Genomic DNA, 26,035 nt, shown 5'->3' with positions numbered 1-26,035 from the left:
TCTAGCGCGCCGATCCAGGATCCTTGACGTCGGGAATGGTCGCAAACTCCAAATTGACCATCTGTCCGTCCCGATTCTCGACCCTTCGGAAGTAGATGTTCTGCACGATCTCACGGGTCGACGGGTCGATCGCAATCGGGCCGCGCGGGCTTTCGAATCTTGTTTGCTTCAGAAGCTCGATCGTGCGCTCGGGATTGAGATCGCCCTTCTGCGCATCAACGACCGTATAGATGGCACGCAGGACGTCGTAGCTGACGACCGGTATGAAACCGAGCGGCCGGCCCTGCGCGACCGCGTTGAACGCGGCTGCGAACTCTCGGTTGACCTCCGAATCATGCGTCGGGGTGTAATGGAAGGCCGTAACAACTCCGAGAGCGGCCTCGCCCGCGGCAGGTAGTGACGATTCGTCCGTGATGTCCCCGATGCCGATGATCTTGGCCGGATCCAGCCCTGCCTCCTTGAACTGGCGGAGAAAGATCGGCGTCAATTCGCCGGCAGCCATGAACACGAAGATGCCATCCGGGTTCGCGTCCTTGATGCGCTGGATATAGGCGGAGAAGTCCGTGGCCTTGAGCGGCGCCCGCACAGATCCGGCAATCACGCCGCCGGCCGCTTTGTATTCACGGACGAACATCGCCTCCGCATCGAGGCCCGGCTCGTATTCATGCACGAACGTATATACGGATTTCAGCTTTTGCTTGGCGGCGTAGAGCGCGAGCTGCTGCGCCATTTCGGTGGTCGTGAAGCCGAACCGAACGGCGAAGGGATGCTTGGCGAGGATGCCCGAAGTTGCCGAGTTGACGATGAGGAGGGGCACCTTGGCGCTGGTCGATAGCGGCGCAACAGCCATTGTGTTGGGCGTGTAGTCCATTCCTGCGAGGAAATCGACATTCTCGCTGACGATCAGCTCCTGGGCCAGGCGGCGGGCCACGTCAGGTGCGGGTCCCGTCGTGTCGCGCTTGATGATCTCGATCCTGCGACCGGCGACCGTAGTGCCGAACTTGCGGAAAAACACCTGGATCGCGGCATCGGACGCGGCGCCGGCCGCGGCGCCCGGCCCGGTATAGCTCATCAGCCAGCCGATCTTCAGCGGACGGTCGTCGGCCTTTGCCTGAATGCTGACGGCCAACATGGCCGCGGCCACGATTGCGATCCTGGCGATCATGCCGCTTATCCTCCCTTAGACTGATCATGCGGGGTCTCTCCCGGACCCTTGATACAAATTAGACCATATGGAAAATATATGCAAGATAGCGCGAGGCCGGTGGGGCTGCCCTAGCAGGACACGGTCTGACAGAAGCGAGCACAAGGGAGGGGAGATGAACGCAGATATCGGAGTTACGATCGCGAAAGCCCGCGAGCATTCGATTGGCGATCTCTTGCGCCGCTCGGCTGCCCGCGAGCCGAGCAAGCTAGCCTTGAGCTGCGGCGCGGTGCGCTGGACGTTTGCCGAACTGGACGCGATCTGCAATCGACTGGCGCGTGGCCTACCCGGCCTCGGCGTCGGGAAGGGCGACCGTCTCGCCGTGCTGTCGCGCAACTCGCATGCCTTTGCGGCGCTGCGCTTCGCGGTAGCGCGGATCGGCGCGGTGCTGGTGCCGATCAACTTCATGCTCAATCCCGACGAGATCAATTTCATCCTGAAAAGCTCCGGCGCCAGGCTGCTCGCGACCGGCCCCGATTTCGTCGAGGCCGCACGCGCCGCGAGCAGTAAGGGCTGCGCGGTGGAGAAGCTCATCTGGTTGCCGGGCGAGGATCCCGCTGCGCAGCCGGCGGGCCTCACCAGCTTCGACGATCTTCTCGATGCCGACAGCTCGTTGTTTGAGGCCTCCGTCGACAGCCGCGATCTCGCACAGATTGTTTACACCTCGGGCACGGAATCCCTGCCCAAGGGTGCGATGCTGAGCCATGAAGCCGTGATGTGGCAGTATGTGAGCTGCATCATCGACGGCGGCATGAGCGCCGACGATAAAGTGCTGCACGCGCTGCCGCTCTATCATTGCGCTCAGCTCGACGTCTTCCTCGGCCCGCAAGTCTATCTCGGCGCCTCCGGCGTGATCACGGGCAAGCCGACCGCAGACAACATTCTGGCGCTGATCCAGGCGCACGGGATCACCTGCTTCTTCGCGCCGCCGACGATCTGGATCGCGATGCTGCGCTCGCCAAATTTCGACAAGAGCGATCTGTCGTCGCTGCAAAAGGGCTATTACGGCGCTTCGATCATGCCGGTGGAGGTGCTGCTCGAGCTCCAGCGCCGCCTGCCCAACGTCAAGTTCTGGAACTTTTACGGTCAGACCGAGATCGCGCCGCTTGCGACCGTGCTGACGCCCGAGGACCAGCTCCGCAAGGCGGGCTCCGCCGGCAAACCCGCCATCAACGTCGAGACCCGCGTCGTCAACACGGCAATGGAGGACGTTGGCGTCGGCGAGATCGGCGAAATCGTACACCGCTCGCCGCATCTGTTGTCGGGCTATTACAACGATCCCGTGAAGACCGCGGCGGCTTTCGCTGGCGGCTGGTTCCACTCCGGCGACCTCGCCACCGTCGATGCCGAGGGCTACATCACCGTTGTCGACCGCGTGAAGGACATGATCAAGTCCGGCGGCGAGAATGTCGCCAGCCGCGAGGTCGAGGAGATGATCTACAAGATCCCGGCGATCTCCGAGGTCGCCGTCGTGGGCCTGCCCGATCCGCACTGGATCGAGGCCGTAACCGCGATTGTCGTGGTTAAGAGCGGCGAGAAGCTCGACGAGGATGCCGTCATCACGCATTGTGCGGGATCGATGGCGCATTTCAAGGTGCCCAAGCGCGTGATCTTTGTCGACAGCCTGCCGAAGAATCCGTCCGGCAAGCTGCTCAAGCGGGAATTGCGCCAGCGTTTCATCGGCGGCGAGACGCTCGACAAGGCGATCCAGAAAAACTTCGGGGCTTGAGGCGGCCACCCAGCCGCTCGCGGCAGGTTGGGGCCTTCGCCAGGGTTTATTGAGGTCTGTTAATGCGACACGGTCAGAAGAAGATTCCGAGCACGATTCTCATTTTCGGTGCAGCGGCTCATATCGGCGGCCCACTTGCGCACTTCTTGCGCGAGGAGGCGCCGCAGATCAAGCTGCGCCTCGTAACAAGCAATCCCGCCAATTGTGACGTCCTTCGCCGCGAGCACCCGCATGCGGAGGTCGTCATTGCCAGCTATTTTGATCTCGCATCGCTTGAGAAGGCGGTCGACGGAATGGAAGGAATCTTCGTACTGACCAGAAGCGGCACGAACGAGGCCGACGCGATGACAAATCTCGTTGTCCTGCTCAAGAAGGCAAGGTCCGCCGTTCACGTTATACGTCTTGTCGGCCTACAACCCGAAGCGAATCGAAGGCGAATTCCTCAGTCTCTCCGCGAGCATGGTCTTGGTTTACCCATCCAACACCCCATCGCAAAAGAAATCCTCGACGAAAGCGGTCTGCCTGTCACCTACCTGAACATCGGCGCAACCTTCATGGACAACTTCTACTGGATGAAGGACGGCTTGAGGAAGGAGCGAAAGCTGATCTGGCCCGAACGCTTGATTCCCTATATCGATCCACGCGACATTGCGGAAGTGGCCGGACGTCTTTTCCTGTCGAGCAATCATCGGCACATTGGTCAATTTCACACTCTGAACAACGGACAGGACATACTGAGGTTCAGCGACGTCGCCGATCTCATGACCAAGGTTTTTCAGGAAAGAATTGTTCACGACGGCAGCAGAGCGGGCTTCTTCGAGGCGTACCGGGAGCTCGGAGAGATCCGGCTGCACTATCTCTGGGATTTCTTCCAGTACGAAGAACAGAACGAGGTGGTTTGGGCGCGCAATGACTTCGTTGAGCGCACCCTAGGACGGATGCCCGTCTCCTTGAGCGAATGGCTGGCCGAACATCGGCAAGCCTTGCTGTTCGGAATATAGGCCTAAAGCGCCCTCGCGCGATGGAGATCTAGGGATCATTGCCCAGCGGGACCTCCGCTATATCGTACTCATGAAACGCTTTAAGTGGCGCGCAACTGGACACCCGGTTTGCCTGAGGCTGATTGCTGCTACCATCCATTTGGAGGGGCGAAGACATGCTGCGATGAGCGAAGCTGCATCGTGGGAGCGTGCCGCCGGGATAATTCGACGCCAATCGATCCCCTGAGAGCCTTCGGGAAGCACCGCCATGGCTGGTTAGGAGCTCGGCATCAGGATCGGCGCGGCGCGACCGGTATCTTGCGCCCGCGCCCCCAGACAACAAAGACGCTAAGGGCCAGCAAGATGAAGTTGAGAGGCGTGAGCTCGGCCTCGCCGCGAGAGACATGAAAAACGATAGCGAAGACCTGCAACACGGAGCAGCCAAGCGCGGCAAGCACTGTCAGCCGCGGCATAATCCGGGTTAACGCAGGCACGAGAACGCCAATTCCTCCGGCGAGGTCGATCAGTCCGATGACCCGGACAAATGCTTCAGAGTGCTGACCTGTCCATGGCATCATTGCCGCTAACTGCGGAATCGGCATGAACAGCTTCGCGAGCCCGGACGAAGCGAACACGCAAAAGAGGAGGGCTTGAGCGATCCAAAGGCTCACGCATAGGGGACGTTCCCGCGGGGCGGCTTGGGCGGTGGCGGTGGACATGGCAGGCACTCCGACGATCACAGGGCTGTCACCATGTTTGGTCGCTTCACGATTTTGGATCATTATCTGTTTTGGGATGGATTCATTTCCTATATGTTGATGATCTGAATGGATACGCTGGTCAGCATGAAGGTCTTTTGCCTGGTTGCCGAGCTCAAGAGCTTTGCAGCCGCGGCAGAGCGGCTGGGCATCTCGCCCGCCATGGCGAGTAAGCATGTGATGCAGCTTGAGAAGCGTCTGGGCTCACGGCTGCTCAACCGCACGAGCCGACGCGTCAGCCTGAGCGAAAGCGGCGCATTATATTTCGAGCAGACGCGTCAAATGCTCGAGTCCCTGGATGAGGTAGAGGCGGCCGTCAGCAACGTGACCGTAGTTCCTCGCGGCACATTGCGGCTAACCGCACCGGTCTGGATGGCCAATCCGAAGTTTTCGAAAGTCTTGGCAGACTATCAGGCTCGCTATCCACAGGTGCGGCTGAACATCGATCTCAGTGGACGATTGGTCAATCTGGTCGAGGAAGGTTTTGACCTGGCCTTGCGTGCGACGGGCACGCCTGACGAGGCATTGATCGCGCGGCCGATCACAAGGGTCCCATTTTATATGGTTGCCACGCCCGCTTATCTCGATCGCGCAAAGCGCCCGAAGAATCTGGCTGAATTGTCCGGACACAGCCTCTTGCACTATGCGCTGCACTCTCCAGGCGAGAGTATCACCATCCAGGGCGAAAGTGGGACGCAGACTATCAAATTCAACCCCGTTTTGCTCAGCGGCAACGAGACTCTGCTGCACCTGGCCGCCCTGGAAGGCATGGGGCTCGCGGTGCTGCCCAAATGGCTGATCAGCGAGGATCTCGCCGCCGGGCGCCTGGAACAAGTGCTGCCGGAGCAGAGCATCTTCGAAAGCCAATTGTTCGCGGTTTATCCGACGCGCAAATACCTCTCAGCCAAGGTCCGGACATTTATCGACTTCATCGCTGCTGATAAGCGACTGAGATAGCCGGGCCAAAAGCGTGACTGCTGCGGCATCAACTTTACTTACGTCATCGTGAATGTGTGGCTGCTTTCTCGATGTGCTGCCAGAATGCCTCCGCCGCCTGGGCGAGCCGCAGTTTAGGCCGGAATACGTGGATCTCGATCGGCACGTACCACTGCTGCCCGCCTGCCGCGACAATCTCGCCAGAGGCAAGCTGATCACTGATCAGGCTTTCCGGCAGCCACGCCATGCCCCGGCCTGCCTGAACCATCGTGACCAAAAGCTTCGCCAGATGCGACGTGAATGTTGTGTGAAGATGAGCTTGCAAGGGGGAGGTGGCACGCACCGCTTCCAGGATCCGTCCCATCCCTGATTCTGAACGGAAGCTCAAGAACTGTACAGGCGCGCCCTCCGTTCCCGGAAGCTTGAAGCGAGGCTTGCGGTTGCGGCGCGAAACCGGCACCGATGCGGGGATCAGCCGATCGTCACCAACATGCAGCGAGCGAAAATGCGACGGCGTCAACGCCGTCGTGGCGGCCGGATGATAATGGCAAAGCAAAAAATGGGCATCGCTCGCCAAGAGGATCCGTTCGCAGCCTTCCATATGATTGGCAACGAGCTGTACGTTGGGCACGAATGGTAGCTCGGTCTCGATGCGACGCAGCCAATCCGGAAAGAACGTCAGCGACAGCGCATTGGTCGAGGCGAACTTCAGTACGTCCGAGGCACCGCGCGCCCGCTCCTGCGCCTCGAGCCGGCCGGCACTCAATCTGCGCACGATATCGTCAGCAGTGTGACGAAAGGCTTCACCAGCGGGCGTCAGATTGACGCTGTGCGTGGTGCGATCGAGCAGCGATGCGCCAGCCCAGACCTCGAGCGCCTGTATCCTCCGGCTGAGCGCCGGCTGGGAACAGTTTCGCTCCTCTGCGGCCCGTGAAAAACTGCGCGCTGTCGCAACCGCGATGAAATCGTATAACCAGTTGATCTCCATGGAGAGCTCTCGTTTATGCAGGCCTTGCATAACGATATCAGCATCCGGCATTGGATTTCTAGTCGCGCGCGCGTCACGGTGGCCGGAAAGAAGCTTTGGAGGAAGGCGGGATGGCCGCGCGCACGTTGTATGACAAGCTGGTGGACTCCCATGTGGTCCGCAATCTGGATGATGCCGGGCTCGTCCTGCTGTACGTCGACCGAACCGTCCTCAACGAGTATACCAGCCCCCAGGCGTTTGCCGGCCTGCGCGCCGCGGGGCGGAAAGTTTGGAATCCCAAAGCGGCGCTGATGGTGGTCGATCACGTCAACCCTACAGCCGCACAACGCACCCGCGCCATGCCGGATAGCGGCGCCGCGCGCCAAGTTGACTACTTCGCTGAAAACGCCCGGGATTTCGGCATCGAATATTTCGATATTCTCGATCCGCGCCAAGGCATCGAGCACGTCGTCGCCCCCGAGCAGGGCCTCGTCATGCCAGGTATGGTCATCGCCGCCGGCGACAGCCACAGCACCGCCTATGGCGCCTTCGGCGCGCTCGGCTATGGCATCGGGACCTCCGATATCGAGCACTATCTTGCAACCTCGACGGTGCGCTACCGACGCCTCAAAACGATGCGCATCCACCTCACCGGAGACGTCCCGTTCGGGGTCACGCCGAAAGATATCGTCATGGAGATCATCCGGCGGATCGGCGCCGACGGGGCTACTGGCTATGCCGTTGAGTTCACTGGCCCCGTCGTCTCAAACATGAGCGTCGAAGGCCGCATCGTCATGTCCATCATGATCGTCGAAGCGGGCGCGCGTGGTGTCGTGGTCGCCCCGGACCAGAAGGTGCTGGACTATTTAAAGGGCCGGCCGCGCGCGCCAAAGGGCGAGATGTGGGAGCGAGCGGCCAAGAAATGGCTGACGCTCGCCTCGGACCCCGATGCCCGGTTCGACCGCGAGGTTGCGCTCGATGTCGCGGATGTCGCCCCTCTCGTCACCTGGGGAACCAGCCCCGACCAGGCAATTGCAGTGACCGATATTATCCCCGATCCTGCGCAACAGGTGGCGCCTGAACGCAAGGCCGCGGCCCTTCGCGCCCTGAGCTATATGGGGCTTCGAGCCGGTGATCCCATTCAATCCGTCCCGATCGATTTTGCGTTCATCGGCTCCTGCACGAATTCGCGCATCGAGGATTTGCGCGACGCGGCCGAGGTCTTTCGTGGCCGCCGTGTTGCGGCCGGTGTACGGGCAATCGTAGTGCCGGGATCGACCCACGTCAGAGCGCAAGCCGAGGCTGAAGGCCTTGCAAAAGTGTTCACGGATGCCGGCGTCGAATGGCGGCAATCCGGCTGCTCGATGTGCCTTGCCATGAATGACGATGTGCTCAAGCCCGGAGAGCGGTGTGCGTCCTCGACCAACCGAAATTTCGAAGGCCGCCAGGGACCAGGCGCCCGCACGCATCTCATGAGTCCGGCAATGGTGGCCGCGGCCGCGGTCACCGGCCACATCGCTGACGTTCGTTCACTGCTGGGAGTTGCAGGCCAATGATGCCATTCGATCAAGTTTCAGGCGTCGCTGCACCCATGATGTCGCCAAACATCGACACCGACGTGATCATGCCCAAAATGTTTCTTAAGGGCGTGGACCGGAGCGGGCTGGGCGAGGGCGCCTTCAATCTGCTGCGCTTCTCCGCCGGTAAACCCAATCCCGAGTTTATTCTCAATCAGGACGGTTATCGCAACGCTTGCTTCCTCGTGGTCGGCCCAAATTTCGGCTGCGGTTCGAGCCGCGAGCACGCGGTGTGGGGGCTTCAACAGCTCGGCATCCGGGCATTGATCGGCACCAGCTTCGCCGGGATATTCAATGACAATTGCGGCAACAACGGCCTGTTGACGATCTCGCTCGAACCCGATCTCGTAGCTGAGATCGCTAACGCTGTGGCACATCGTGAGCGCAACGACGTCTTCGTTGATCTTGCAGCGCAGACGATCCGCTTCGACCGTGGCCGCCGCCCGATCAAATTCGACATCGAGCCGACGAGGAAAGAGGCGTTCCTGACGGGCCGGGATTTCGTCGCATCAACCCTGGTCCTTGCTGACGACATCCGCGCTTTCGAAGCACGCCATGCTGCGGAGAATCCCTGGATCTTCTGACTGGCAAGCCAGTCCTCGCGGCCAGCAGACTGGCCGCAGCCCGGATGACGAAAATAACAAAATTGGAGGGAACTTTGGTTGACACGACTTTTCGTCCGGCCGCGCCGGAGGCAATCCCTTCGACGAAGCTCAACGGCGTCAAGATCGGCCCGTTGCCAATCAGCATATACGTCGGAGCGGCCATCGTCTGTGCTGCCGCGGTTTACTCTGGAAAGCTCCCGAACGATGTGATCGGCGGTCTCCTGGTCCTCATGCTGCTCGGCTTTCTGCTGGGCAAGCTTGGCCAGACGATACCGGTTCTCAAGCAGATCGGTGGGACCGCGATCCTATGCCTGTTCGTTCCGGCAGCACTGGTAAGCTATGGCTTGATGCCGGATGCCGCCCTTAAAGCAATCACCACGACGTTCCGGACCGCCAATTTTCAATACTTCTTCATCGCCTGTCTCGTCGCAGGCTCAATCCTCGGAATGCCCTACCGCGTCTTGGTTCAAGGCTTCATCCGCATGTTCGTTCCGCTTCTGATCGGGACCATTGCCGCCGTCTCGGCCGGCATTCTGGTCGGGCTGGCATTCGGGTATACTCCCAAGGACACGTTCTTCTTCATCATCATTCCGATCGTCGGCGGCGGCCTTGCCGAGGGCGTATTGCCGCTCTCCATTGCTTATTCCGAGATCTTGCAGCGGCCGCAAGCCGATCTTGTCGCACACATGGTGCCTGCGGCATTGCTCGGCAACGTGGTCGCAATCGTTTGCGCCGGGCTTCTTGCGCGCCTTGGCGAGAGACGGCGCGATCTGAGCGGGCAGGGCATGCTGGTCAAGACCGGCGACAATGACATCCTAGGCGACGTGCGGCCCGATCGGCCTATTGATCTCGGATTGCTGGGAGCAGGTATGGTGCTGTCCTGCGGTCTATTCGTGCTTGGCATGACCCTAGCGCCATTTACAGGGATACCTGGACCGATCATGATGATCATCGCGGCGGTCGCGTTGAAGCTGACCAAGATCCTACCGAACGAGATGGAGCTCGGCGCCTACCAGATCAACAAGTTCATGTCGACCAACCTGACCTTTGCGATCCTCGTCGCCATGGGCGCATTGCTGGTCAAATGGGAACAACTCGTCGCCTCCTTCAACCCGGGATACATCATGATCTGCACCGCGACCGTGCTGGCCATGATTGCCTCCGGCTTTTATGTCGGCAAGTGGCTAAACATGTATCCGGTCGAGGCTGCGATCGTCACCGCCTGCCATTCGGGACTGGGCGGCACCGGGGATGTTGCCATCCTTGGCGCCGCCGATCGCATGGGCCTCATGGCATTCGCCCAGATCGCCACTCGTGTCGGCGGGGCGATCATGATTGTGATCGCGACCCTGCTGCTGAAGTCGCTATCCTGATCTGGCGTGTTGGAGATGCAACAAATGGATCGGCGCGACTTTACAAAGGCCCTATTGGCCATGTCCGCCAGCGCTGGCATGTCAGGTGCAGCGGTCGCGGAGCAGGAGCCAAGCGGCGGCGTCCCTTCGCTTGCCGTGCGCGTCAACGACAAGATCAGGCTGGGTGGCCAACGCAACTTCGACAGAGGACCGGTGACCTCGCGGCAGAACATGCAGTGGCACCAGCGGTGGGGCATTCGCTATCTCGATGTCTCGCTGGAGACGAGAAACGCCGCTCCGGACGTCTTTGGAAGCGATACGCCCGACGAGGGTGCGCTTGCTCGCGCTCAGGCGCTCGGCACGGGCATGGGAGGCGCGCGGCTTCAGCCCACCACGCGCTGGAGCCTCGAAGGCATGATGCGCATCGCCGACACGCTGCAGAAAAACGATCTCATCTGGGAGAGCATCCGGATGGATTCGGCGTACATCGCGATGGCGCCGGGGCCGGAACGCGACCGTTATCTGGATCTGATTTGCGAAAACGTCCAAACCGCCGGCCGCGCCGGGGTCAAGATCATCAGCTATCATTGGAATTTGACCCCGATCCGGCGCAATCGCAAAGTTCAGGGCCGTGGTGGGTCGGAATACGACGCGTTCAAGCTAGAAGACAATTGGCGCGACCTCCCGCCGACCCCTGCAGGCCGTGTCTCAGCGGACGACTATTGGGAGCGCCTGCATGTTTGGGCGTCCCGCGTCATCCCCGTGGCCGCGGAGAGCGGGGTCAAAATGGCTTGCCACCCCTACGATCCGGGCGGCCTGCCTCTCGGCTATCTCGGTGTCGACAGCTTCGATGCCGGCGATTATGCGAACGCGCTGCTCAAATACGAGAAGCTGTACGATTCACCTCATAATGGCTTTCAATACGATACCGGGGTCTCACGGGAATCGATGCCTGAAGGGGTTGATCAGCTTGCGCTGTTATACGGTTTGATCAAGAGAAAGAAGATTCATCAGATCCACTTCCGCAATGTCCGCGCCAGCCAGAACGACTTCGTCGAGGTCTATCATGACGAGGGCGATGTGGACTTGTTCAACATCATTCGCCTGCTTCGCGACAGCGGCGGCTCACTGCTGGCCGATCATAGTCCGCGTCATCAGGATGATCCCTCTTACGTGATAGGCTTTGCGTTCGCAAACGGCTACATTCTCGGCCTCCTGCGCGCTGCCCATGAAGAGGCGCTCAAGTCCATCGCACGATAGCCCGTTATGGAACCAGATCGGATGAAGAAAATGAACAGGCTGCTAAAGCTCAATCCCAACAGGTTCACAATGAAGTCGGTGCTCGCAATCTCGATCCTTTCGGCCTTGGCATTATCCGAGGCCTTCGCGCAGAACACCGCGCTGCCGACTGGCCCCCAATGGGGCGATCAAAACCTATCGGCTTTTTATCGTTGGACCGATCCGCTGCCCACAAGGCCGGGCGTGATGCTGCGTGAAGAGCCAATGAAGGCCCAGCCGGAGATCACGAAAGCGGCTCTCGCCGAACGCATTCTCTACAGTTCGACGGATGTACGTTGGCACGCCGGGATCGTACCGGTGAGCGGGACACTGTATCTGCCGGTTGGAGAACCGCCGGCCGGAGGCTGGCCCCTCGTGGCCTGGGCTCATGGCACGCTGGGCGTTGCGGACGTGTGCGCGCCGTCCTGGGCCGGGCACAAGCCGCGCGATGCAACCTACATCCAAAAATGGCTAGAGAATGGGTTTGCGGTCGTTGCCACCGATTACCAGGGTCTCGGCGGTCCCGGCCCGCATCCTTACCTGATCTGGGAAGCTGAAGGGCATTCCGTGCTCGATGCCGTCCGGGCAGCGCGCGCCGCCCATGGCGACAAGCTCGCTCCCAAGGTCTTCATCAGTGGTCAGTCGCAAGGCTCAGGCGCAGCTTTGGGCGCAACAACGGTCGCACCGAACTATGCGCCAGATGTACCCTTGCTCGCCACAGTCGCCACAGGGGTCGTGTCGACCTTTCCCGACGGCCCTTACCGGCCTGCGGAGGCATTCAAGGTTGGCTCGCCGATTTACCTCACCCTCATGATGCTCGGCGGTTCGCTTCCCGATGAGGCACCCCCCGTAGACAACCTCGTGACTGACAAGGGAAGGCTCGTCTTACGCGCAGCACGAGAAGGCTGCACCGGCGAGATGCGCGCGATCGCGCAGAAAGATACTGTCACCGCCGACAACGCCTATGTCCAACCGATCGCGAACATCGAAGCGAGCCTTGCGTCTCCGACCGACATGAAGCCCGTGCGGCTGCCGGTGCCCGTTCTGCTTGGCACGGGTCTGGCCGATTCAGTACTGCCGCCCCGTCGCCAATATGCAGCCGTGGCGGCCTTATGCTCGGCCGGAAACGAGGTCGTTTGGAACACCTATCCTGGTGCCACTCACAACGGGGGCCTGATTGCCGCTTTCCCGGACGCATTGGCGTTCTTCAAACAGACACTTGAAGGCAAAAAGACGCCAAGCAACTGCGCGCGCATTACCGAGCCGGGGCTTCCGACGACACCGGCGCCTGGTATACCCTTCAATGACTGACTAGCGGTTCTTTGCATCTTAGCGCATCGGTTTGCACGAACCGATGCGATCCAAGCCAGGCAGTCCTTTCTGAGAAGCTCTGGGCTGCCGGTTTGACCTGCGCCTTCGGCTAAATTGAGCCCCTTCCAAGTGCGCCAGGGGAGGCTTTCGTTGGGTTAGTCTCGTCGAGCGCGATCCTTTCGATTTCTAGCGCTCGCGCCCGTGACGACCGGCGGCTTATTTCTTGTTTCTTATCGGTCGGCATATGCCGCGACCGTCTCTCCGCTCTTGAGGTAGAAAGCCATGTCAGGAACTTTAGCCATCGTCGCGCGCTTTGTCGCGAAGGCGGGTTGTGAGGAGGAATTGAGGGCTACACTACTAGAGGCTGCGGCAATCGCCCTGGCGGAGGAGCCTGGCTGTCGTCGCTTCGAAATCCTGCAGGCGGTTAATCCTGATGGCGTGGTGCTGCCGGATACTTTCATGTCCAATGAACTCTTCGACGACTACGAGGCCGTCGAGGCGCACCGTAACTCCAGGCACGCTCCCGTCCGCAAGGCTCGGATCCGTGCTCTTGTGTCGAGCCAGACCCGGATCGAGATGGGCGCTGTGATTGATGAAGTCTGATGACGCTCCCCCGAGATCGAGCATCCAAAATGAGCCGCTTTGCAACGAGGCAAGCACAGGGTGCTTATGGCTAGGACAATGTGATGGAACATAGGGGTGTCGGCCGTTCAGGGCTGAGGATCCCAGCCCTGGCCTTTGGGACAGCGACTTTCGGCGGTGGGAACGAGTTCTTTCGCAAGTGGGGCACGACCGATCTATCGGAGGCCCGACGGCTCGTCGACATATGCCTCGATGCGGGGCTGAATCTCTTTGACACCGCCGACGTCTACTCGATGGGCGCGGCGGAAGAAATCCTCGGAAAGGCTCTGGGCTCACGCCGATCGCAGGCCCTGATCGCCACCAAGCTCGGCTACCGCTCGCATAGCGGGCCGAACGGAATGGGGGCGAGCCGGCAGCACATCATAATGGCGTGCGAGGCCTCGCTGAAGCGACTTGGCTGCGATCACCTCGACCTGCTGCAACTCCACGGCTATGACGAAAATACACCGATCGAGGAAACACTGCGCGCCTTCGAGGAACTGATCAAGGCCGGGAAGGTCCGCTATATTGGGGCGTCTAACTTCTCCGGATGGCAGCTGGCCAAGATGGCCACCACCGCTGACTGGCTTGGCTTGCCGCGCCCCATCTCGCATCAGGTCCACTATTCCTTGCTGTGCAGGGACTATGAACACGAATTGATGCCCGCGGGTTTCGATCAGGGCATAGGCGCCATCATATGGAGCCCGCTATCCGGCGGCAAGCTTAGCGGCAAGATCAGCCGTGACCGGCCGCCGCAGGCCGACAGCCGAGCGGCGAAATTCGGAGGCCTGACCGAGCGCGACGCCAAGCTCTTTGACATCGTGGATGCGCTCAACGATATCGCGCAGGAGCGCGGGACAAGCGCGTCTCAAGTTGCGATCAATTGGCTACTCGCCCGGCCAACCGTCTCAAGTGTCGTCATTGGCGCCCGCACGGCCGAACAGCTCGTTGAAAACATCGCAGCCCTCGACTGGCAACTTTCCATCAAGGAGGTGGAGCGCTTGAACCAAGTGAGCGCCTCGCCAGCACCCTATCCCTATTCACATCAGTCTATGTTCCCTGAATTACTTCGTCCGCTCAGCGGAATCTCTCGGTAATGCATGCAACTGGCAGGCTAGGGTCTCGCAATGTTTGGCACTTTCGAACAATGCTCGCCTGAACGGTCCATCCCTGCCGGGGCGCGGCGCTTGCAAAGGGAGACCAAATGTCCGACGCCATCCGCAGCTTTGACCATCCGCGGCTATCAACTCATGGAAATCACAACAGAGCCCTTCAGCTCGTCTCCGGGTTCCAGAATCACAGTTCCAGTGTCAGCACAACCGCGAGCGAACAGGTTGAACCCGTCCGCAACGTGGCTGACGGGCTCTGCGCATAGATGTGCGGCATCAGCGGGCCGATGCAGCACAAAATGCGAAAATGCAGGATCCCCTCGCATTTCAATCCGATCACCATTCGAGCGGTGAATAACGCAGAGCCCGCGCCATCCACTGCGATAAAGCGTCACCTCACCGGGCGGCAATGAATCTGCTGTGGGCCCGGCAGAATGGGCATCCGGCAGCGCGGCGAGATAGTCCGTCGTCACGGCCCAGTCGATCGGTGCGTCAAACTCTATGTTGTCATCGACTTGGTGCTCGAAATAGGGATGCAGGCCGATTCCACCCGGCATCGGCGTCTGCGCCTCGTTTCGAAGATTGAGACAAAATATGGCACGCGAGGGTTCAAGTTCGACCTTAAGAGTTGCGCTGAACGCCCAAGGCCAGTCGGCGCCTCCCTTGTGCGAGTATCGCATCGTCACCTGCGATGGCGTCAGCGAGATCGTCTCCCAAGGCATCCTGTGCGCATGCCCGTGCAACGTATGCGGCAGCGCGTCGGGATGGGCCGCAAGCTCGTACCGCTTACCCTGGAAGAGAAGAACCCCATCCCTCACGCGGTTGCTATAGGGGACGAGGGGATAGATACCACCCTTGGGCCAGCGCAGTAACTGAGCGGGCTCTACCCCGGCCGGGAACGGACGCAAGACCCGTCGCGGCAAGCCGCTACCCTTGCTGCTGCACAGCTCGAGAGAGGTCACGCGTCCGCCAGCGGACGCCGAGAAGCCAAGTCGAGCCGCACCGGCCGTCAAAAGCTGGTTGGTGATCATAGAACGCCATTCAAACCATTTGAGATGGACCGTTTGAGCGCCCGTTCACTGCCGCAGCTTAATGCTCAGCTGATTCGGCGACGAACGCCGCCAGCTCGGGCGTCGCAGGCATCCGCAGGATGTCCGACGATCCCATTTCGTGCACCTTGCCATCGCGCATATAAATGACGCGGTCCGCCACCTTGCGGGCAAAGGCCATTTCATGGGTCACCAGGATCATGGTCATGCCGTCGGCCGCGAGCTGCTCCATGACACGCAACACTTCTCCCGTAAGCTGCGGGTCGAGCGCTGAAGTCACTTCATCGAACAGCATCAACTTAGGCTCCATGGCAAGGCTGCGGGCAATGGCTACGCGCTGCTGTTGCCCGCCGGAAAGCTGTTCCGGATAGCAGTCCATCTTCTCCCGCAGCCCCACTTTGGCGATCACAGTATCCGCAATTTCGCGGGCCTGCCGCTGCTTCATGCCTTTTACCATGCGCGGGGCCAACATGATATTTTCGGCCACGGTCAGGTGCGGGAAGAGGTTATAGCTTTGAAAAACGATTCCGACATCGCGTCTCAAAGACTTCAAGTCGATGTCGTCATCATGGAGCTCGTGGCCGCAGATCAGCATCGAGCCGCCTTGGATGGTCTCCAGGCGATCCATGCAACGTAGCGCCGTGCTCTTGCCCGATCCGCTCTGGCCGATGATAGCGGCGACTTCGCCCCTGTTCACCTCAAAGGTGACACCTTTAAGGACTTCCAGCTCGCCAAAGCTCTTGCGCACGTCCTTTAATTCAACGATTGGCGACATTGAGTTTCCTTTCGAGGGCTCTGCTTTGAACCGACAGCGGATAGCAGATCGCAAAGTACATCAGGGCAGCGATGCCGAAGTAGAGAAACGGCTCAAATGTTGCGTTGTTGATGATCTTTGCGTTGTAGGAGAGCTCGGCGTATCCGACCACAAGTGAGGCGATCGATGTGTTCTTGACGATCTGGACCAAGAAGCCGACTGTCGGTGGAATGGCAATGCGCAGAGCTTGCGGCAGGATGACAGCCCTCATGCGCTGCCAGCGCGTCAGGCCGAGGCACTCTGCGGCTTCCCATTGCGGCTTCGCCACCGCCTGAATGCAGCCGCGCCAGATCTCGCCCAGATAGGCGCTGCTGTAAAGTGTGAGCGCGAAGGTCGCTGCCGTCAGCGGAGATAAGGAGTCGTAGCCCAAAATGCTCGGCCCGTAAAAGCACAGACCCATGAGGACGAGCAACGGAAGTCCCTGCATGATCTCGATATAGGCCGCCGCCCCGCGCGAAATCGCCCAATTCCGCGAGATGCGTGCCAGAGCGACGATGAAGCCGGCGATGCCGCCAAACAGGAAAGTTAACAGGCTCAATACGACCGTCGCCCATAGCCCCTGGAGCAACGAGAGAATGTAGGCGCTATTCATCTGCTATCTCCATGCTCACAGCGGGGTTCCGAGCTTGCGGCGGCGAGGAAACATCGCAAGCCCGAGGAGAGCAAAACCCCCACGTACCAGTATGGCGAGACCTAGATAGATGCCGCCGAGCACGACGAAGATTTCGAAATTGCGATAAGTCTCGCTCTGGATACGGTTAGAGATCCCGAATAGCTCCTCAACGCCAACCGAGGACACGATGCTCGAGGCCAGCATCAACAGAACATACTGGCTCGACAGCGCCGGATAGACGCGCTCCAGCGCTGGCCGAATAATCACATGCAGATAGGTTTGGGTGCGCGACAGTCCAAGGCAGGTCGCCGCCTCAAGCTGGCCGCGATGGATCGATTCAATGCCCGCACGCACGATCTCAGTCGTATAAGCTCCGATATTGACCGTCAGCGCGATGGTCGCACCAACCAGGATGGGCAACCGAATTCCCATGCTCGCAATGCCAAAGATTAGGAAGTAGCACTGCACGAGCAGCGGCGTATTGCGGATGAACTCCACATACAAGGAGACGATCCAACGGGCCCAGGTTGGCCCGCCGGTCCGGACCACGGCGCAGGCACCACCTAAAAGGATGCCGAACACCGTGCAGAATAAAGTGAGCCGTAGCGTCGTCCAGATACCCTCCAACAGGAGCGGCCAATAAGCCAGCACGGCTGCGAAGTCGAAATTGTAAGTCATAGGACTTTGCTCGTTTCAAGGGCCGTAGGCCATGTCATTGAGACGCGGCGATGACTTCCTGGGGCAGGTCGGCGCCCTGAAACTTCTTGAAGATCGCTTGGAGTTTTCCGTTGGCGATGTTCTTCTTCACCCAGCTGTCGACCCATTCCTTCAGATCCGTATCCTCCTTACGCATGCCAACACCCATAGGCGCGGTCCGAAGCGGCAGCTTCAGCTCAAGCTCTTTGGCCGGGTTCTTCTTATTGATCAGGTCGACAAGGGTCGGCACCTGCGCGACCAAGTCAAGCTGGTTGGACACGACCGCCGTCATGGTCGTTGCTTCATCCTCAAAGCGCACGATTTCCGCATCTCGCGGGGCCGCCGCAGTCACATCCGCATCGTTCGTCGTGCCGCGCGTGACGGCAATGCGCTTTCCCGACAAATCAGCGAACGTCTTGATCTGCATGCTCTTCGGTGCTGCCACATAGGACGTCGCTCCAGAATATGGCAGCGAGAACGCGATCAGCTTCTTGCGCTCATCAGTGATCGACAAGGCCGAAAGGACTGCGTCTGCGCGATGCGACATCAGGAAAGGAATGCGATTGGCGCTGTTCGTCCCCACGATCTCCATCTTCACGCCGAGATCGGCAGCCAAGAGCTTAGCTGTTTCGACTTCCGAGCCAGTGGGATTGAGGTCTTCGTCCTTGAATGCCCAGGGAGGGACACTGAGATCGACGGCGATGCGAATGATACCCGCGGACTTGATCTTCTCAAGCGTCCCGGCTGTCGCTGTTTGCCCCAAGAGGGCCAGCGAGACAACAGCAGCTGTCAAAACTCTAGCAAGAGTCTTCATTTTCAATCCTCCCGATGGCAATTGACTGTTCGAATTAGAGCTACGCCCAGATTTTCGGCTAGAAGAGGTCGATTCGGACTCGGTATTCGGAGCGCATCCGCTTCCGCCCCGGCGTTATTCTCGTCGCGGCGGTGCCAGGCAGAGCGACCACTCAGGGAGCAGGCGGCGATCGATTCCTTTGGCCCGACCGCCTCGATGGCGTTCGCAAGTGTCTCCTCCAGAGTGCCAAGTATTGTTGTTATGATTGCGCGAAACGTTAGCGAGCGCGGCTTTCAACGTGAAGCCCGTCTTTCATTGTCCGCGAGAGATCGTCTCACTTCGTGAGACTGTCGCCGTTAGTGAGCGGTCTGATGCTCAATGACCAGAGGTCATGAAGGAGAACAGAAGCGCGATCTGTCCATCCAGCATGTGCGTGCCGTCTCGCGTGGCGCAGCCAATCTTGGCTGCCTCCGACAGGAGCCTTGTCGGGACCGGATCGGTGATAACGTCGGCAACGATCATGTGCGGCGCAAGTTGAGCGGGATCGACTGGTAGCGGGTCGCCGTCCCGCAAGCCTGCCGACGTCGCATTGACGACAATATCGCAATCGCGAGGAACGGCAGTATCGATGGAGACCTTGCCTGGATATGCCTTACTAAGCCTGTCAAACAGGCTGTTCTGGTTTGACGCGTCGAGGTCGTGGAAGGTCAACCGGCGGGCGCCTTCTTCGAGCATGGAGACGCCGATCGAGGAGCCTGCACCGCCCGCGCCGACCATGAACACGTTTTTGCCGGCGATGGCATGGCCCGCCTTCTTCAATCCGGCAGTCAGACCGGCACCGTCGAAATTGTCGCCGAGCCAGCGGCCGTCCTGTTCTCGTCGCATGGCGTTGATCGCCCCGAGGACCTTGGCGCGATCAGACAGGCGGTCGCAATGCGCGATCGCCCCGAATTTGTGTGGCAGCGTGATAAGAATACTGTCGATGTTGAGCATTGCTTTGAGGGCCGCCAGAGCCGTGTCAAGATTGCCTCTCTCGACCTGCAGCGGCACCAGCACACCGTCATATCCGGCATCCTCCATTCGCTTGGTCAGCCAGCCCGGTGCCAGCACCTGCGAAATAGGCGAGCCTATTAGCGCATGAACGCGTGTCTTTCCGGTCAGTGAGGTCATGAACAGGCCCGGGCGCTTCAGGACAATTTGGGCGGAGGCGAGGGCGGCGCCATGGCATAGCCCCTGGCCTCATAGTCGAAGTCATGCAGCTTGTTGACTGTCTCGGCCTTGTTGACGGGAGAGGCATAGTAGGCCCGGATCTCGGCAATCCGTGTGACGTCGTCGTTGAAGACGTACCATTCATCGCCGCGCAGCACCTCACCAAGGGCCGTCTTCCAATGGGTCCATTCGATCACCGCTTCGTGGCCGTCCGAGCTGGCCAGAACCTTCTCAATGGTCCAGCGCGATCCCATCGTTTTGACACACCAGACCCAGCCGTCGGCTATTGCCTGAGCGCCGCGCCAGGGCGCACCAGGCAGGCCGGGTGGGAAATAGTGGACAGCATTGCTCGTGAAGCAGTCCAGCAGCGCCTGGTGATCGGCATCGTTGCAGGCTTGAAAGTATCGGCGGATCAAGGCCTCCGCCTGCGCGGCTTTCGTGAGCGCACCCATCGCTTTACTCCGCCGCTCGCCGGGCTCGCCATTCCGCGTATTCCTTCAGCGTTGCCTCGTTCGGCGGGTAGGTGCCCCAAAGAGGCGCGCCAGCATCGATCTTGGTGAATAGAAATCTCTCGCGCAGCTCCTGCTCATGAGACTCCTCCGCCACCTCCTCGGCGATGGCACGTGGGATGACGACGACGCCATCGCTGTCCCCGACGATGATGTCGCCGGGGTAAACGGCAACATCGGCGCAGCCGATTGGCAATTGCATGTCAACCGCGCGATGATAGGCAGGGCGCGTCGAGGCCGTGTTGGCCCTGCAGTAAGCGGGAAACGCCATTTTTGAGATTTCTGTCCCGTCGCGGAATGCGCCGTCGGTAATGGCTGCCGCAACGCCCTTGCGCATCATGCGCGTCATCAACATGTTGCCGGCCGATGCGGCACGCGGGTCGTTGCGGCTGTCGATCATCAGGACTTGGCCTGCACCAATCGCCTCCACGGCCTCCCACTGCATATTGTCCTCACCCCGCTTGCGGAGATCAGAAAGATCCCAGTCCTTGTCTTCCCGCGAGGGAATGAAGCGCAAGGTGAAAGCCTCCCCGGCAAACGCACCAGCGCTCGGATTGAGCGGCGTGATCCCAACCAGGAATTGCTGACGATAGTTGCGCTTGAAGAGCTGCGTGGTCAGCGTCGCTGTCGAGCAGGCCTTCAGCTTTTCGAGGGTTTGGGAAGCAATCGGAGCCATGCGTATCTACCTCCAAGAACGGAATCTAAACCAGCGCAAGCAGTGCAATGCTTGCCTTCAGGCATCACCATAGCGGCAGCAGTGCTCGGCGGAAGGCCTATCAAGCTCGCAGCGAGTGCGCCGTCTCACATGTTGAGATCAGGTGCGGGGAGCGTAGCGCTTGAGGACATCGAGATCTGGTTCAAAGCCGATGCCGATGCGATCAGATGCGCTGACAACCCCCTTCACCGGCTTCGGTGTGCTCGCGAGCCACACTTCAGGGTCGACGAACAGGAACTCGATCAGCGTCTTCTCCTGCATCAAAGGCAGCATCGCCAGGGTCGCAAGATATCCCGGCCCGAAGTAAGGCGTATGTGGCATGACGCTCTTACCGTGTCGCTCGCATGCGGCCAAGATCTTGACGAATTCGGAGATCCCGCCGACTTTTGTCATACTCGGCTGTGGATAGGTAACAGCGTTGATGATCCGCATGAAATCAAAGGCCGTGCTGGCGTTCTCACCGCTGCCAACGGGGATTGCGGCCTTCTCAATCTCCTCCATACTCTTGTAGTCGTCGGGCGGGAATACCGGCTCCTCCACCCACAAGGTGTTGCAGGCGCGGAACGTTTCTCGCAAAGCGATCGTCTCCTGCATGGACCAGGCGCAATTGGCGTCAACCATCAGCGCGACACCGGGCCCGATGACCTCGCGCGCGTGCCTGATTACATCCGGGGCGATCTCGTGAAGCTTGATGTGCCGGTAGCCGCGCTCGAGCGCCCGCTTGCATTGCTCAGCGACGAGGTCCTTGTCGCCATACCTGACGAGGCTCGCATAGGCCGGCCGGTGCGTCGGCGCATTCGCCCGGAAAAGCCGCCATAGCGGCACGCCCTGCCGTTTCGCCTTCAAGTCCCACAGCGCGATGTCGACCCCTGACAGCGCGAACATGGTTATGCCGTAGCGTCCAAAGAGATGAAGTTTCTTTTGCACCTCCAGGTTCCAGGCAGCGATATCGTCGATGGCTGCCTCGGTCACAAACGGCGCGATCATGTGATCGACGGCCGCGCGCACCGCCTCCAAGCAGAAATAGGCAAAGGCATCGCCCCAGCCGACATGCCCATCCTCATCTTCGATACGAATCAGCACCATGTCGAGGCGATGCCAGCGGGACGGCGTGCCGCCCGTGCCCGGGCCGCCATCGGCGAACGGAATGCGCACCGGAAAGGTTTGCAGTGAGATGATCTTGGGTACGGTGTTGCTTTGGGGCATAATGCGAGTGGCCTGGGTCAAAGCCTTGCGACTGGATCGGCGAGGCCGCGCTCGCCGACATCGATCGACAGGAGGTGTCCCGAAAGAGGAGCATTGGCGAGGCTTTCGCGCGACAGGCCGGTGCGGGCACTGGTCACGAAGAGCTCGGACAGGGAGGCTCCTCCAAACGCGATACCGGTTGGTCTTGGCACGGGGAGGGCGACGGTTCGCTCAATCTCTCCGCTCTCATTAAGCTTCACGACGCTCCAGCCGTCCGACAATCCAACCCATGGGTTAAATTGCTCGTCGACGGCGAGGGCGCAAGGAGCGCCCGCGACCTTCGGAATATCGGCGAATTTTCGCTTTCGCGCCGCCTTTCGCTCAAGCAGATAGACGCATTGACGCGATGGCTCCGTCGCGAACAGGCCGGCATCACCGCAAAAGGCGATGTCGCTCACCTGGCCTTGCACTTCGAACACCGGTTCCATCCCCGATTGCCGTCGCCACGGTCCAACCAGGCTTATGTTGGCCTCGGCGCTGTAGGCTGCTGCCCAGATCTCACCAGCCTCCGAGACGCGCAGCACTTTGAAGGAAATACCCGGCTTTCCTTCAATGCGCTCCTGGCCGCCCGATAAATTGTCGATCACGATGTCATGGCCAACTGAATAGGCGACGCCGCCCTCGACAAGGCACAGCGAGTTGATGCCCTCAGAGAGCGCCTGCAGCGAGACGGTGAAGGGATGCCCGCCGTCGGCGCGGATAGCAGGCGCCAACAGGTCGGCCCAAACCAAGTTCTGCGCGCGCGCATCCCAGCGCGGCGCCGCGCCCACAAAGGCTGTGCTCTTCGTCCAGACCTTGTAATTTCCCGGATCATGCCGAGCGCTCTTGATGGCAGGTGCGAGCAGGCTCGAAATCCGTCTTGCGACATCAACGAGCTCTTGCCCTAATCGTTCGGCGCGCTCGGCGGTGATGCGAAAAGTCGGGCCGGCCACGCTGATGGCCGCAAGCGGTTTGCCGGCGGGATCGAGAATAGCCGTTCCGACGCAGCGGGTGCCGAGAACTATCTCTTCGTCATCGATCGCATAGCCGCGCGCACGGACGATGGCCAGATGTGCCTTCAACTGCTCGCCGTCACAAATCGTCTTCTCGGTAAACTTGGCAAGCCCGTCGCGGACCACCAAGTCGAGTTGCGCGTCGGAGAGATGAGCGAGGATCGCCTTGCCCTGGCTTGTGCAATGCATCGGTTTAAGCGCGCCGAGCCTCGCATTGGATCGCTCGGAATGTGCGCTCTCGAAGCGGCCGAGCGAGAGCACGTGGTGACCGTCTTGAACCGCGAGATAGGCGGTCTCACCGGTCAAATCGCGTAAGCGCCTCAACTCTACGGACGCAATTGACGCAAGGTCAGACGACGACCAAGCATTCTGTGCAAGATCGAGAAAGTTGAAACCAAGCGTGTAGGCCTGGGTGCGCGGATCTGCCCGGATCAGTCCACGCGAGATCAGCGCCGCAAGGATGCGATACAGGGTCGCCCTGGGGATGCCCGTCTGGTCCGCAAGACGCGCCTGGTCGAGGACGCCGGGTGATCTGCCGATCAGCTCGAGAATATCGCAGGCCTTTCCCAGAAGCGCCGTCCCGGCGACATTCTTAGGATGGATCAGCTCCGGCGACCACTCGACTTCGTGTTCAGACATGGCCCAATTTTAGGTTCACGAGACGAGACCATCCAGCCTGTCGCAGGCTTGGTGCGCCTCATCCAGCCGGGTTGCCCACATGGTGAGACCCGGAGGGGCAGATTCCGAGCCAGTGAAGCGAGGGGTTATGTGCTTGGTTTCAAAAAGGCATTTGTCTTGTGGGAACGTCGCATTGATATAACTCCTTGTGCAAAATCTTGACACTTGCAAGGTTTTGTATCATGCGGGTTTCCATGAGGAAGCAACCACAACGCCAGAGGGATAGGGCGATCTCGCTTCTTCAGAAGCGGGGCATGATGCGCCTTTCTGAATTTCTCCAGGAAGGGATCACGGCCGCAACCATTTCCCGAATGGAACAGAAGGGCACGCTCAATCAGCTCAGCCGCGGCCTTTACCAGCTACCCGATGCACTGCTCGACAGTAACCACTCGCTCGCAGTTGCTGCGAAACTCATTCGAAACGGCGTCATCTGTTACGAGTCTGCGCTCGCCTTCCATGAGCTGACAGACCGCATCCCGCCCTATGTATGGATGGCGATCGGTCCGCGCGACTGGCGGCCCAAGATTGCGCGGCCTCGCATTCAAATTACGCGCTTTGGTCCCAAGGAGTTTGACAAGGGGATCAAGCATTACACCATCGAAGGGATCTCGGTACCGATCTACACACCGGCCAAAACTATCGTCGATCTCTTCAAGAGCGGCCAACGTCAAAAAGCCTTCTACAACGTCCCCACAGGCCTTGCGCACGCCACGCAAGCGATGAAAGACGCGATCAGACTGCGCAAAGCGACACCCTCCGAAATCGCAAAATACGCCGCCGAAGCCGGCATATGGGACAAAATCGTTCAGCCGCGCCTTGAGACGCTGACCTTGAATGCGTAGGCCGCTGACGAATGTCGGAGCATCCATCCGTGGCCGCCTGCTCAATCTTGCAAACAGCGTAACGAGCCTTTCGATCTCTTGCTCACACAGTATGCGTTCGAACGGCTGCTCTACAGGCGAAATCTGCGGATCCCTGCTGTTGATTCCGACGTAGACCGAGTTAGCTAAGGAAAGCGCCTTGGTTTAGTTAGGGTTTGCCCGATGGTGGGCCGGGCATTTTATGATCGCGCGAAAGCGATGAGGGGCCCGAAATCATGGTTGTCGGCAGCCTGAAGCGCTGCAATGTAGGCCCTGCGTGCGGTGCCGGCTGTCTGCAAGCCGGCGGCGCCCCATGTAAAGCGCCGGCCCCCAAGCTGCACGATCAACAAGTCAGCAGCCAATCGTGACCAGCGACCGTTGCCGTTTGGGAACGGATGTACGGATACGAGGCGGTGATGGAAGCGAACCGCAAGTTCGTCCGGTGGATAGGTGTTGTTCTCAATCCAATACCTTGCGTCGTCGAGCACCTGATGCAGCGAAATTTCGATCAGATGTGGCGCGACACCAAGATTGCGCTCCGTCGTTCGAAATTTTCCAGCCCAGCGCCAGACGCGTTCGAACATGCGCCGATGCAAACTCTTGAGAAAACTTTCCCGCGTCGGAACCTTGCGGCGGCCAAACGCCCAGCGGTTTGCCGTCGCGATGTTCTGCTGCTCCAGTTCGTTCAACTCGCTACGTAAGGTAATGTGCGTTGGGATAAGATCTTCGCGCTCCTGAGGGGTCAGCGGTGTCGCGTGATCGTCGGCGGCATGCAGATCAGTCTCAGTCATTCGTCGTCCCAGAGGCGCGCGGGGCGTTTCAACAAATCCTCGATCGCTTGTTCCCGAAGCGCGCGGGCAGCCTGATTGTCCTCCACCGCTTGGTCCTCGAGCCGCATCGTTTGCTCGATAGCTCGTGATTGCCGCTCGGCGACCTCAGCAGCTCGCTTGGTTACAACTTCTGCGAGGGGGCGGTCGGGTACAAGCACATAGACCAGCCTGCAGCCGAGGGCCTCGGCCGCGCGTTGAAGCGTATTGAGGGTTACGCTGCCGCCTTGCTCGGATTTTTCGAGTTCCACGATGCGTGGCTGCGAAACCCCCAGCCTCTTGGCATATTGGGCGGTGGTCATGCCGAGGGCGTCGCGGATCGCGCGAATCCAGCCCTTGGGAGGGCGCTGGGAGTGCGAGAGCGCTCGGAGCGCGGCAAAGCGGCTGTCGAGATGCCGGATAGCGTCTTTCATCCGATAAGATATACCATATAACGAGCTGATAAATCTATAAGGAATACCATATTAATATTTCCCGCGGTAATAAGCTTTTTCTTATAATACACAAGGTTGACAATAAGATAAATCTTATCGAAGTGACGCAGGGCCTTCACTACGACCTTTCGTCAACCATTTAACATCATTGCAGAAGTAAGCGACGAGCCACCC

Annotated in this window: 26 protein-coding genes; 11 read left to right on the top strand and 15 right to left on the bottom strand. The window is 59.8% G+C overall.

From position 1 onward, the window contains the following. Position 1: 1 nt before the first annotated feature. Positions 2 to 1,165, bottom strand: a complete 1,164-nt coding sequence (locus XH83_RS37820) for an ABC transporter substrate-binding protein (RefSeq protein WP_128930029.1) — start codon at positions 1,163 to 1,165, stop codon at positions 2 to 4. Between the two features lie 154 nt (positions 1,166 to 1,319). Between XH83_RS37820 and XH83_RS37815 the strand changes: the two genes are divergently transcribed. Next, positions 1,320 to 2,933 carry an acyl-CoA synthetase gene (locus tag XH83_RS37815; RefSeq protein ID WP_128930030.1) on the top strand — a complete coding sequence of 538 codons (1,614 nt, stop codon included), beginning with the start codon at positions 1,320 to 1,322 and terminating at the stop codon, positions 2,931 to 2,933. 62 nt (positions 2,934 to 2,995) lie between these two features. Then, positions 2,996 to 3,934, top strand: coding sequence for an SDR family oxidoreductase (locus XH83_RS37810; RefSeq protein WP_128955140.1), 939 nt, complete (start codon positions 2,996 to 2,998; stop codon positions 3,932 to 3,934). A 269-nt stretch (positions 3,935 to 4,203) separates the two neighbouring features. On the opposite strand, the gene XH83_RS37805 is transcribed toward XH83_RS37810, so the two are convergent. Further along, a complete protein-coding gene (locus tag XH83_RS37805; RefSeq protein ID WP_128930032.1) occupies positions 4,204 to 4,632 on the bottom strand; it encodes a DoxX family protein in 429 nt (142 codons plus the stop codon). A gap of 108 nt (positions 4,633 to 4,740) precedes the next feature. Between XH83_RS37805 and XH83_RS37800 the strand changes: the two genes are divergently transcribed. After that, entirely contained in the window at positions 4,741 to 5,628 is an 888-nt protein-coding gene (locus XH83_RS37800; RefSeq protein ID WP_128930033.1) for a LysR family transcriptional regulator, read from the top strand. 43 nt (positions 5,629 to 5,671) lie between these two features. Here the strand turns inward: XH83_RS37800 and XH83_RS37795 are convergent, their stop codons facing one another. Then, complete coding sequence (locus tag XH83_RS37795; protein WP_237864940.1) at positions 5,672 to 6,646, bottom strand: LysR family transcriptional regulator; 975 nt, start codon at positions 6,644 to 6,646, stop codon at positions 5,672 to 5,674. Positions 6,647 to 6,705: 59 nt separating this feature from the next. Between XH83_RS37795 and leuC the strand changes: the two genes are divergently transcribed. From leuC to XH83_RS37760, 7 genes are all read left to right on the top strand, one after another. After that, the gene (gene leuC / locus XH83_RS37790) at positions 6,706 to 8,130 is read left to right on the top strand and encodes a 3-isopropylmalate dehydratase large subunit (RefSeq protein ID WP_128930035.1); all 1,425 of its coding nucleotides are present in this window, start codon (positions 6,706 to 6,708) and stop codon (positions 8,128 to 8,130) included. Then, the gene (gene leuD, locus XH83_RS37785; protein WP_128930036.1) at positions 8,127 to 8,735 is read left to right on the top strand and encodes a 3-isopropylmalate dehydratase small subunit; all 609 of its coding nucleotides are present in this window, start codon (positions 8,127 to 8,129) and stop codon (positions 8,733 to 8,735) included. The genes leuC and leuD overlap by 4 nt, the downstream gene beginning before the upstream one ends. Before the next feature lie 74 nt (positions 8,736 to 8,809). Then, positions 8,810 to 10,129: a 2-hydroxycarboxylate transporter family protein gene (locus XH83_RS37780; protein WP_237864939.1), complete on the top strand. Its 1,320-nt coding sequence runs from the start codon at positions 8,810 to 8,812 to the stop codon at positions 10,127 to 10,129. A gap of 24 nt (positions 10,130 to 10,153) precedes the next feature. After that, positions 10,154 to 11,368 (top strand): mannonate dehydratase, encoded by a 1,215-nt coding sequence (locus XH83_RS37775; protein WP_164933591.1) that lies wholly within the window; start codon positions 10,154 to 10,156, stop codon positions 11,366 to 11,368. Positions 11,369 to 11,389: 21 nt separating this feature from the next. Further along, positions 11,390 to 12,697, top strand: a complete 1,308-nt coding sequence (locus XH83_RS37770) for a lipase family protein (RefSeq protein ID WP_232995552.1) — start codon at positions 11,390 to 11,392, stop codon at positions 12,695 to 12,697. 282 nt (positions 12,698 to 12,979) lie between these two features. Next, positions 12,980 to 13,300 (top strand): putative quinol monooxygenase, encoded by a 321-nt coding sequence (locus tag XH83_RS37765; RefSeq protein WP_128930039.1) that lies wholly within the window; start codon positions 12,980 to 12,982, stop codon positions 13,298 to 13,300. Between the two features lie 83 nt (positions 13,301 to 13,383). Then, a complete protein-coding gene (locus tag XH83_RS37760) occupies positions 13,384 to 14,415 on the top strand; it encodes an aldo/keto reductase (protein WP_128930040.1) in 1,032 nt (343 codons plus the stop codon). A 146-nt stretch (positions 14,416 to 14,561) separates the two neighbouring features. Here the strand turns inward: XH83_RS37760 and XH83_RS37755 are convergent, their stop codons facing one another. From XH83_RS37755 to XH83_RS37710, 10 genes are all read right to left on the bottom strand, one after another. Beyond that, entirely contained in the window at positions 14,562 to 15,458 is an 897-nt protein-coding gene (locus XH83_RS37755) for a hypothetical protein (protein ID WP_128930041.1), read from the bottom strand. Between the two features lie 58 nt (positions 15,459 to 15,516). Beyond that, positions 15,517 to 16,251 (bottom strand): amino acid ABC transporter ATP-binding protein, encoded by a 735-nt coding sequence (locus tag XH83_RS37750; RefSeq protein WP_128930042.1) that lies wholly within the window; start codon positions 16,249 to 16,251, stop codon positions 15,517 to 15,519. Then, complete coding sequence (locus XH83_RS37745) at positions 16,235 to 16,882, bottom strand: amino acid ABC transporter permease (protein WP_128930043.1); 648 nt, start codon at positions 16,880 to 16,882, stop codon at positions 16,235 to 16,237. The genes XH83_RS37750 and XH83_RS37745 overlap by 17 nt, the downstream gene beginning before the upstream one ends. Before the next feature lie 15 nt (positions 16,883 to 16,897). After that, positions 16,898 to 17,581: an amino acid ABC transporter permease gene (locus XH83_RS37740; protein ID WP_128930044.1), complete on the bottom strand. Its 684-nt coding sequence runs from the start codon at positions 17,579 to 17,581 to the stop codon at positions 16,898 to 16,900. 34 nt (positions 17,582 to 17,615) lie between these two features. Further along, positions 17,616 to 18,413: a transporter substrate-binding domain-containing protein gene (locus XH83_RS37735; RefSeq protein ID WP_128930045.1), complete on the bottom strand. Its 798-nt coding sequence runs from the start codon at positions 18,411 to 18,413 to the stop codon at positions 17,616 to 17,618. 354 nt (positions 18,414 to 18,767) lie between these two features. Next, positions 18,768 to 19,562 carry a shikimate dehydrogenase gene (locus tag XH83_RS37730; RefSeq protein WP_128930046.1) on the bottom strand — a complete coding sequence of 265 codons (795 nt, stop codon included), beginning with the start codon at positions 19,560 to 19,562 and terminating at the stop codon, positions 18,768 to 18,770. A 17-nt stretch (positions 19,563 to 19,579) separates the two neighbouring features. Continuing rightward, entirely contained in the window at positions 19,580 to 20,053 is a 474-nt protein-coding gene (locus XH83_RS37725; RefSeq protein WP_128930047.1) for a nuclear transport factor 2 family protein, read from the bottom strand. A 4-nt stretch (positions 20,054 to 20,057) separates the two neighbouring features. Continuing rightward, positions 20,058 to 20,786, bottom strand: coding sequence for a ribonuclease activity regulator RraA (locus XH83_RS37720; RefSeq protein WP_128930048.1), 729 nt, complete (start codon positions 20,784 to 20,786; stop codon positions 20,058 to 20,060). A 138-nt stretch (positions 20,787 to 20,924) separates the two neighbouring features. Further along, positions 20,925 to 22,031: a mandelate racemase/muconate lactonizing enzyme family protein gene (locus tag XH83_RS37715; protein ID WP_128955142.1), complete on the bottom strand. Its 1,107-nt coding sequence runs from the start codon at positions 22,029 to 22,031 to the stop codon at positions 20,925 to 20,927. A 17-nt stretch (positions 22,032 to 22,048) separates the two neighbouring features. Continuing rightward, on the bottom strand, positions 22,049 to 23,701 hold the full coding sequence (locus XH83_RS37710; RefSeq protein ID WP_128930050.1) for an IclR family transcriptional regulator C-terminal domain-containing protein: 1,653 nt from the start codon (positions 23,699 to 23,701) through the stop codon (positions 22,049 to 22,051). 293 nt (positions 23,702 to 23,994) lie between these two features. Here XH83_RS37710 and XH83_RS37705 point away from each other — a divergent pair, with 293 nt between their 5' ends. Next, a complete protein-coding gene (locus XH83_RS37705; protein ID WP_232995553.1) occupies positions 23,995 to 24,582 on the top strand; it encodes a type IV toxin-antitoxin system AbiEi family antitoxin domain-containing protein in 588 nt (195 codons plus the stop codon). A gap of 218 nt (positions 24,583 to 24,800) precedes the next feature. On the opposite strand, the gene XH83_RS37700 is transcribed toward XH83_RS37705, so the two are convergent. Together XH83_RS37700 and XH83_RS37695 are read right to left on the bottom strand one after the other, a co-directional pair. Continuing rightward, positions 24,801 to 25,391 (bottom strand): mobile mystery protein B, encoded by a 591-nt coding sequence (locus tag XH83_RS37700; protein WP_128930051.1) that lies wholly within the window; start codon positions 25,389 to 25,391, stop codon positions 24,801 to 24,803. Then, a complete protein-coding gene (locus XH83_RS37695) occupies positions 25,388 to 25,840 on the bottom strand; it encodes a mobile mystery protein A (RefSeq protein ID WP_128955143.1) in 453 nt (150 codons plus the stop codon). The genes XH83_RS37700 and XH83_RS37695 overlap by 4 nt, the downstream gene beginning before the upstream one ends. Positions 25,841 to 26,035: the final 195 nt, after the last annotated feature.

The organism is Bradyrhizobium sp. CCBAU 53351, assembly GCF_015291745.1.
In the GTDB taxonomy this organism is placed as follows: domain Bacteria; phylum Pseudomonadota; class Alphaproteobacteria; order Rhizobiales; family Xanthobacteraceae; genus Bradyrhizobium.
This window is presented reverse-complemented; position numbering and strand designations above follow the sequence as displayed.

Bases quoted from the DNA above. Each gene is read 5' to 3' on its own strand.
- XH83_RS37820 (WP_128930029.1), bottom strand. From the start codon at position 1,165: ATGATCGCCAGGATCGCAATCGTGGCCGCGGCCATGTTGGCCGTCAGC.
- XH83_RS37815 (WP_128930030.1), top strand. From the start codon at position 1,320: ATGAACGCAGATATCGGAGTTACGATCGCGAAAGCCCGCGAGCATTCG.
- XH83_RS37810 (WP_128955140.1), top strand. From the start codon at position 2,996: ATGCGACACGGTCAGAAGAAGATTCCGAGCACGATTCTCATTTTCGGT.
- XH83_RS37805 (WP_128930032.1), bottom strand. From the start codon at position 4,632: ATGTCCACCGCCACCGCCCAAGCCGCCCCGCGGGAACGTCCCCTATGC.
- XH83_RS37800 (WP_128930033.1), top strand. From the start codon at position 4,741: ATGGATACGCTGGTCAGCATGAAGGTCTTTTGCCTGGTTGCCGAGCTC.
- XH83_RS37795 (WP_237864940.1), bottom strand. From the start codon at position 6,646: ATGCCGGATGCTGATATCGTTATGCAAGGCCTGCATAAACGAGAGCTC.
- leuC (WP_128930035.1), top strand. From the start codon at position 6,706: ATGGCCGCGCGCACGTTGTATGACAAGCTGGTGGACTCCCATGTGGTC.
- leuD (WP_128930036.1), top strand. From the start codon at position 8,127: ATGATGCCATTCGATCAAGTTTCAGGCGTCGCTGCACCCATGATGTCG.
- XH83_RS37775 (WP_164933591.1), top strand. From the start codon at position 10,154: ATGGATCGGCGCGACTTTACAAAGGCCCTATTGGCCATGTCCGCCAGC.
- XH83_RS37770 (WP_232995552.1), top strand. From the start codon at position 11,390: ATGAAGAAAATGAACAGGCTGCTAAAGCTCAATCCCAACAGGTTCACA.
- XH83_RS37765 (WP_128930039.1), top strand. From the start codon at position 12,980: ATGTCAGGAACTTTAGCCATCGTCGCGCGCTTTGTCGCGAAGGCGGGT.
- XH83_RS37760 (WP_128930040.1), top strand. From the start codon at position 13,384: ATGGAACATAGGGGTGTCGGCCGTTCAGGGCTGAGGATCCCAGCCCTG.
- XH83_RS37755 (WP_128930041.1), bottom strand. From the start codon at position 15,458: ATGATCACCAACCAGCTTTTGACGGCCGGTGCGGCTCGACTTGGCTTC.
- XH83_RS37750 (WP_128930042.1), bottom strand. From the start codon at position 16,251: ATGTCGCCAATCGTTGAATTAAAGGACGTGCGCAAGAGCTTTGGCGAG.
- XH83_RS37745 (WP_128930043.1), bottom strand. From the start codon at position 16,882: ATGAATAGCGCCTACATTCTCTCGTTGCTCCAGGGGCTATGGGCGACG.
- XH83_RS37740 (WP_128930044.1), bottom strand. From the start codon at position 17,581: ATGACTTACAATTTCGACTTCGCAGCCGTGCTGGCTTATTGGCCGCTC.
- XH83_RS37735 (WP_128930045.1), bottom strand. From the start codon at position 18,413: ATGAAGACTCTTGCTAGAGTTTTGACAGCTGCTGTTGTCTCGCTGGCC.
- XH83_RS37730 (WP_128930046.1), bottom strand. From the start codon at position 19,562: ATGACCTCACTGACCGGAAAGACACGCGTTCATGCGCTAATAGGCTCG.
- XH83_RS37725 (WP_128930047.1), bottom strand. From the start codon at position 20,053: ATGGGTGCGCTCACGAAAGCCGCGCAGGCGGAGGCCTTGATCCGCCGA.
- XH83_RS37720 (WP_128930048.1), bottom strand. From the start codon at position 20,786: ATGGCTCCGATTGCTTCCCAAACCCTCGAAAAGCTGAAGGCCTGCTCG.
- XH83_RS37715 (WP_128955142.1), bottom strand. From the start codon at position 22,031: ATGCCCCAAAGCAACACCGTACCCAAGATCATCTCACTGCAAACCTTT.
- XH83_RS37710 (WP_128930050.1), bottom strand. From the start codon at position 23,701: ATGTCTGAACACGAAGTCGAGTGGTCGCCGGAGCTGATCCATCCTAAG.
- XH83_RS37705 (WP_232995553.1), top strand. From the start codon at position 23,995: ATGATGCGCCTTTCTGAATTTCTCCAGGAAGGGATCACGGCCGCAACC.
- XH83_RS37700 (WP_128930051.1), bottom strand. From the start codon at position 25,391: ATGACTGAGACTGATCTGCATGCCGCCGACGATCACGCGACACCGCTG.
- XH83_RS37695 (WP_128955143.1), bottom strand. From the start codon at position 25,840: ATGAAAGACGCTATCCGGCATCTCGACAGCCGCTTTGCCGCGCTCCGA.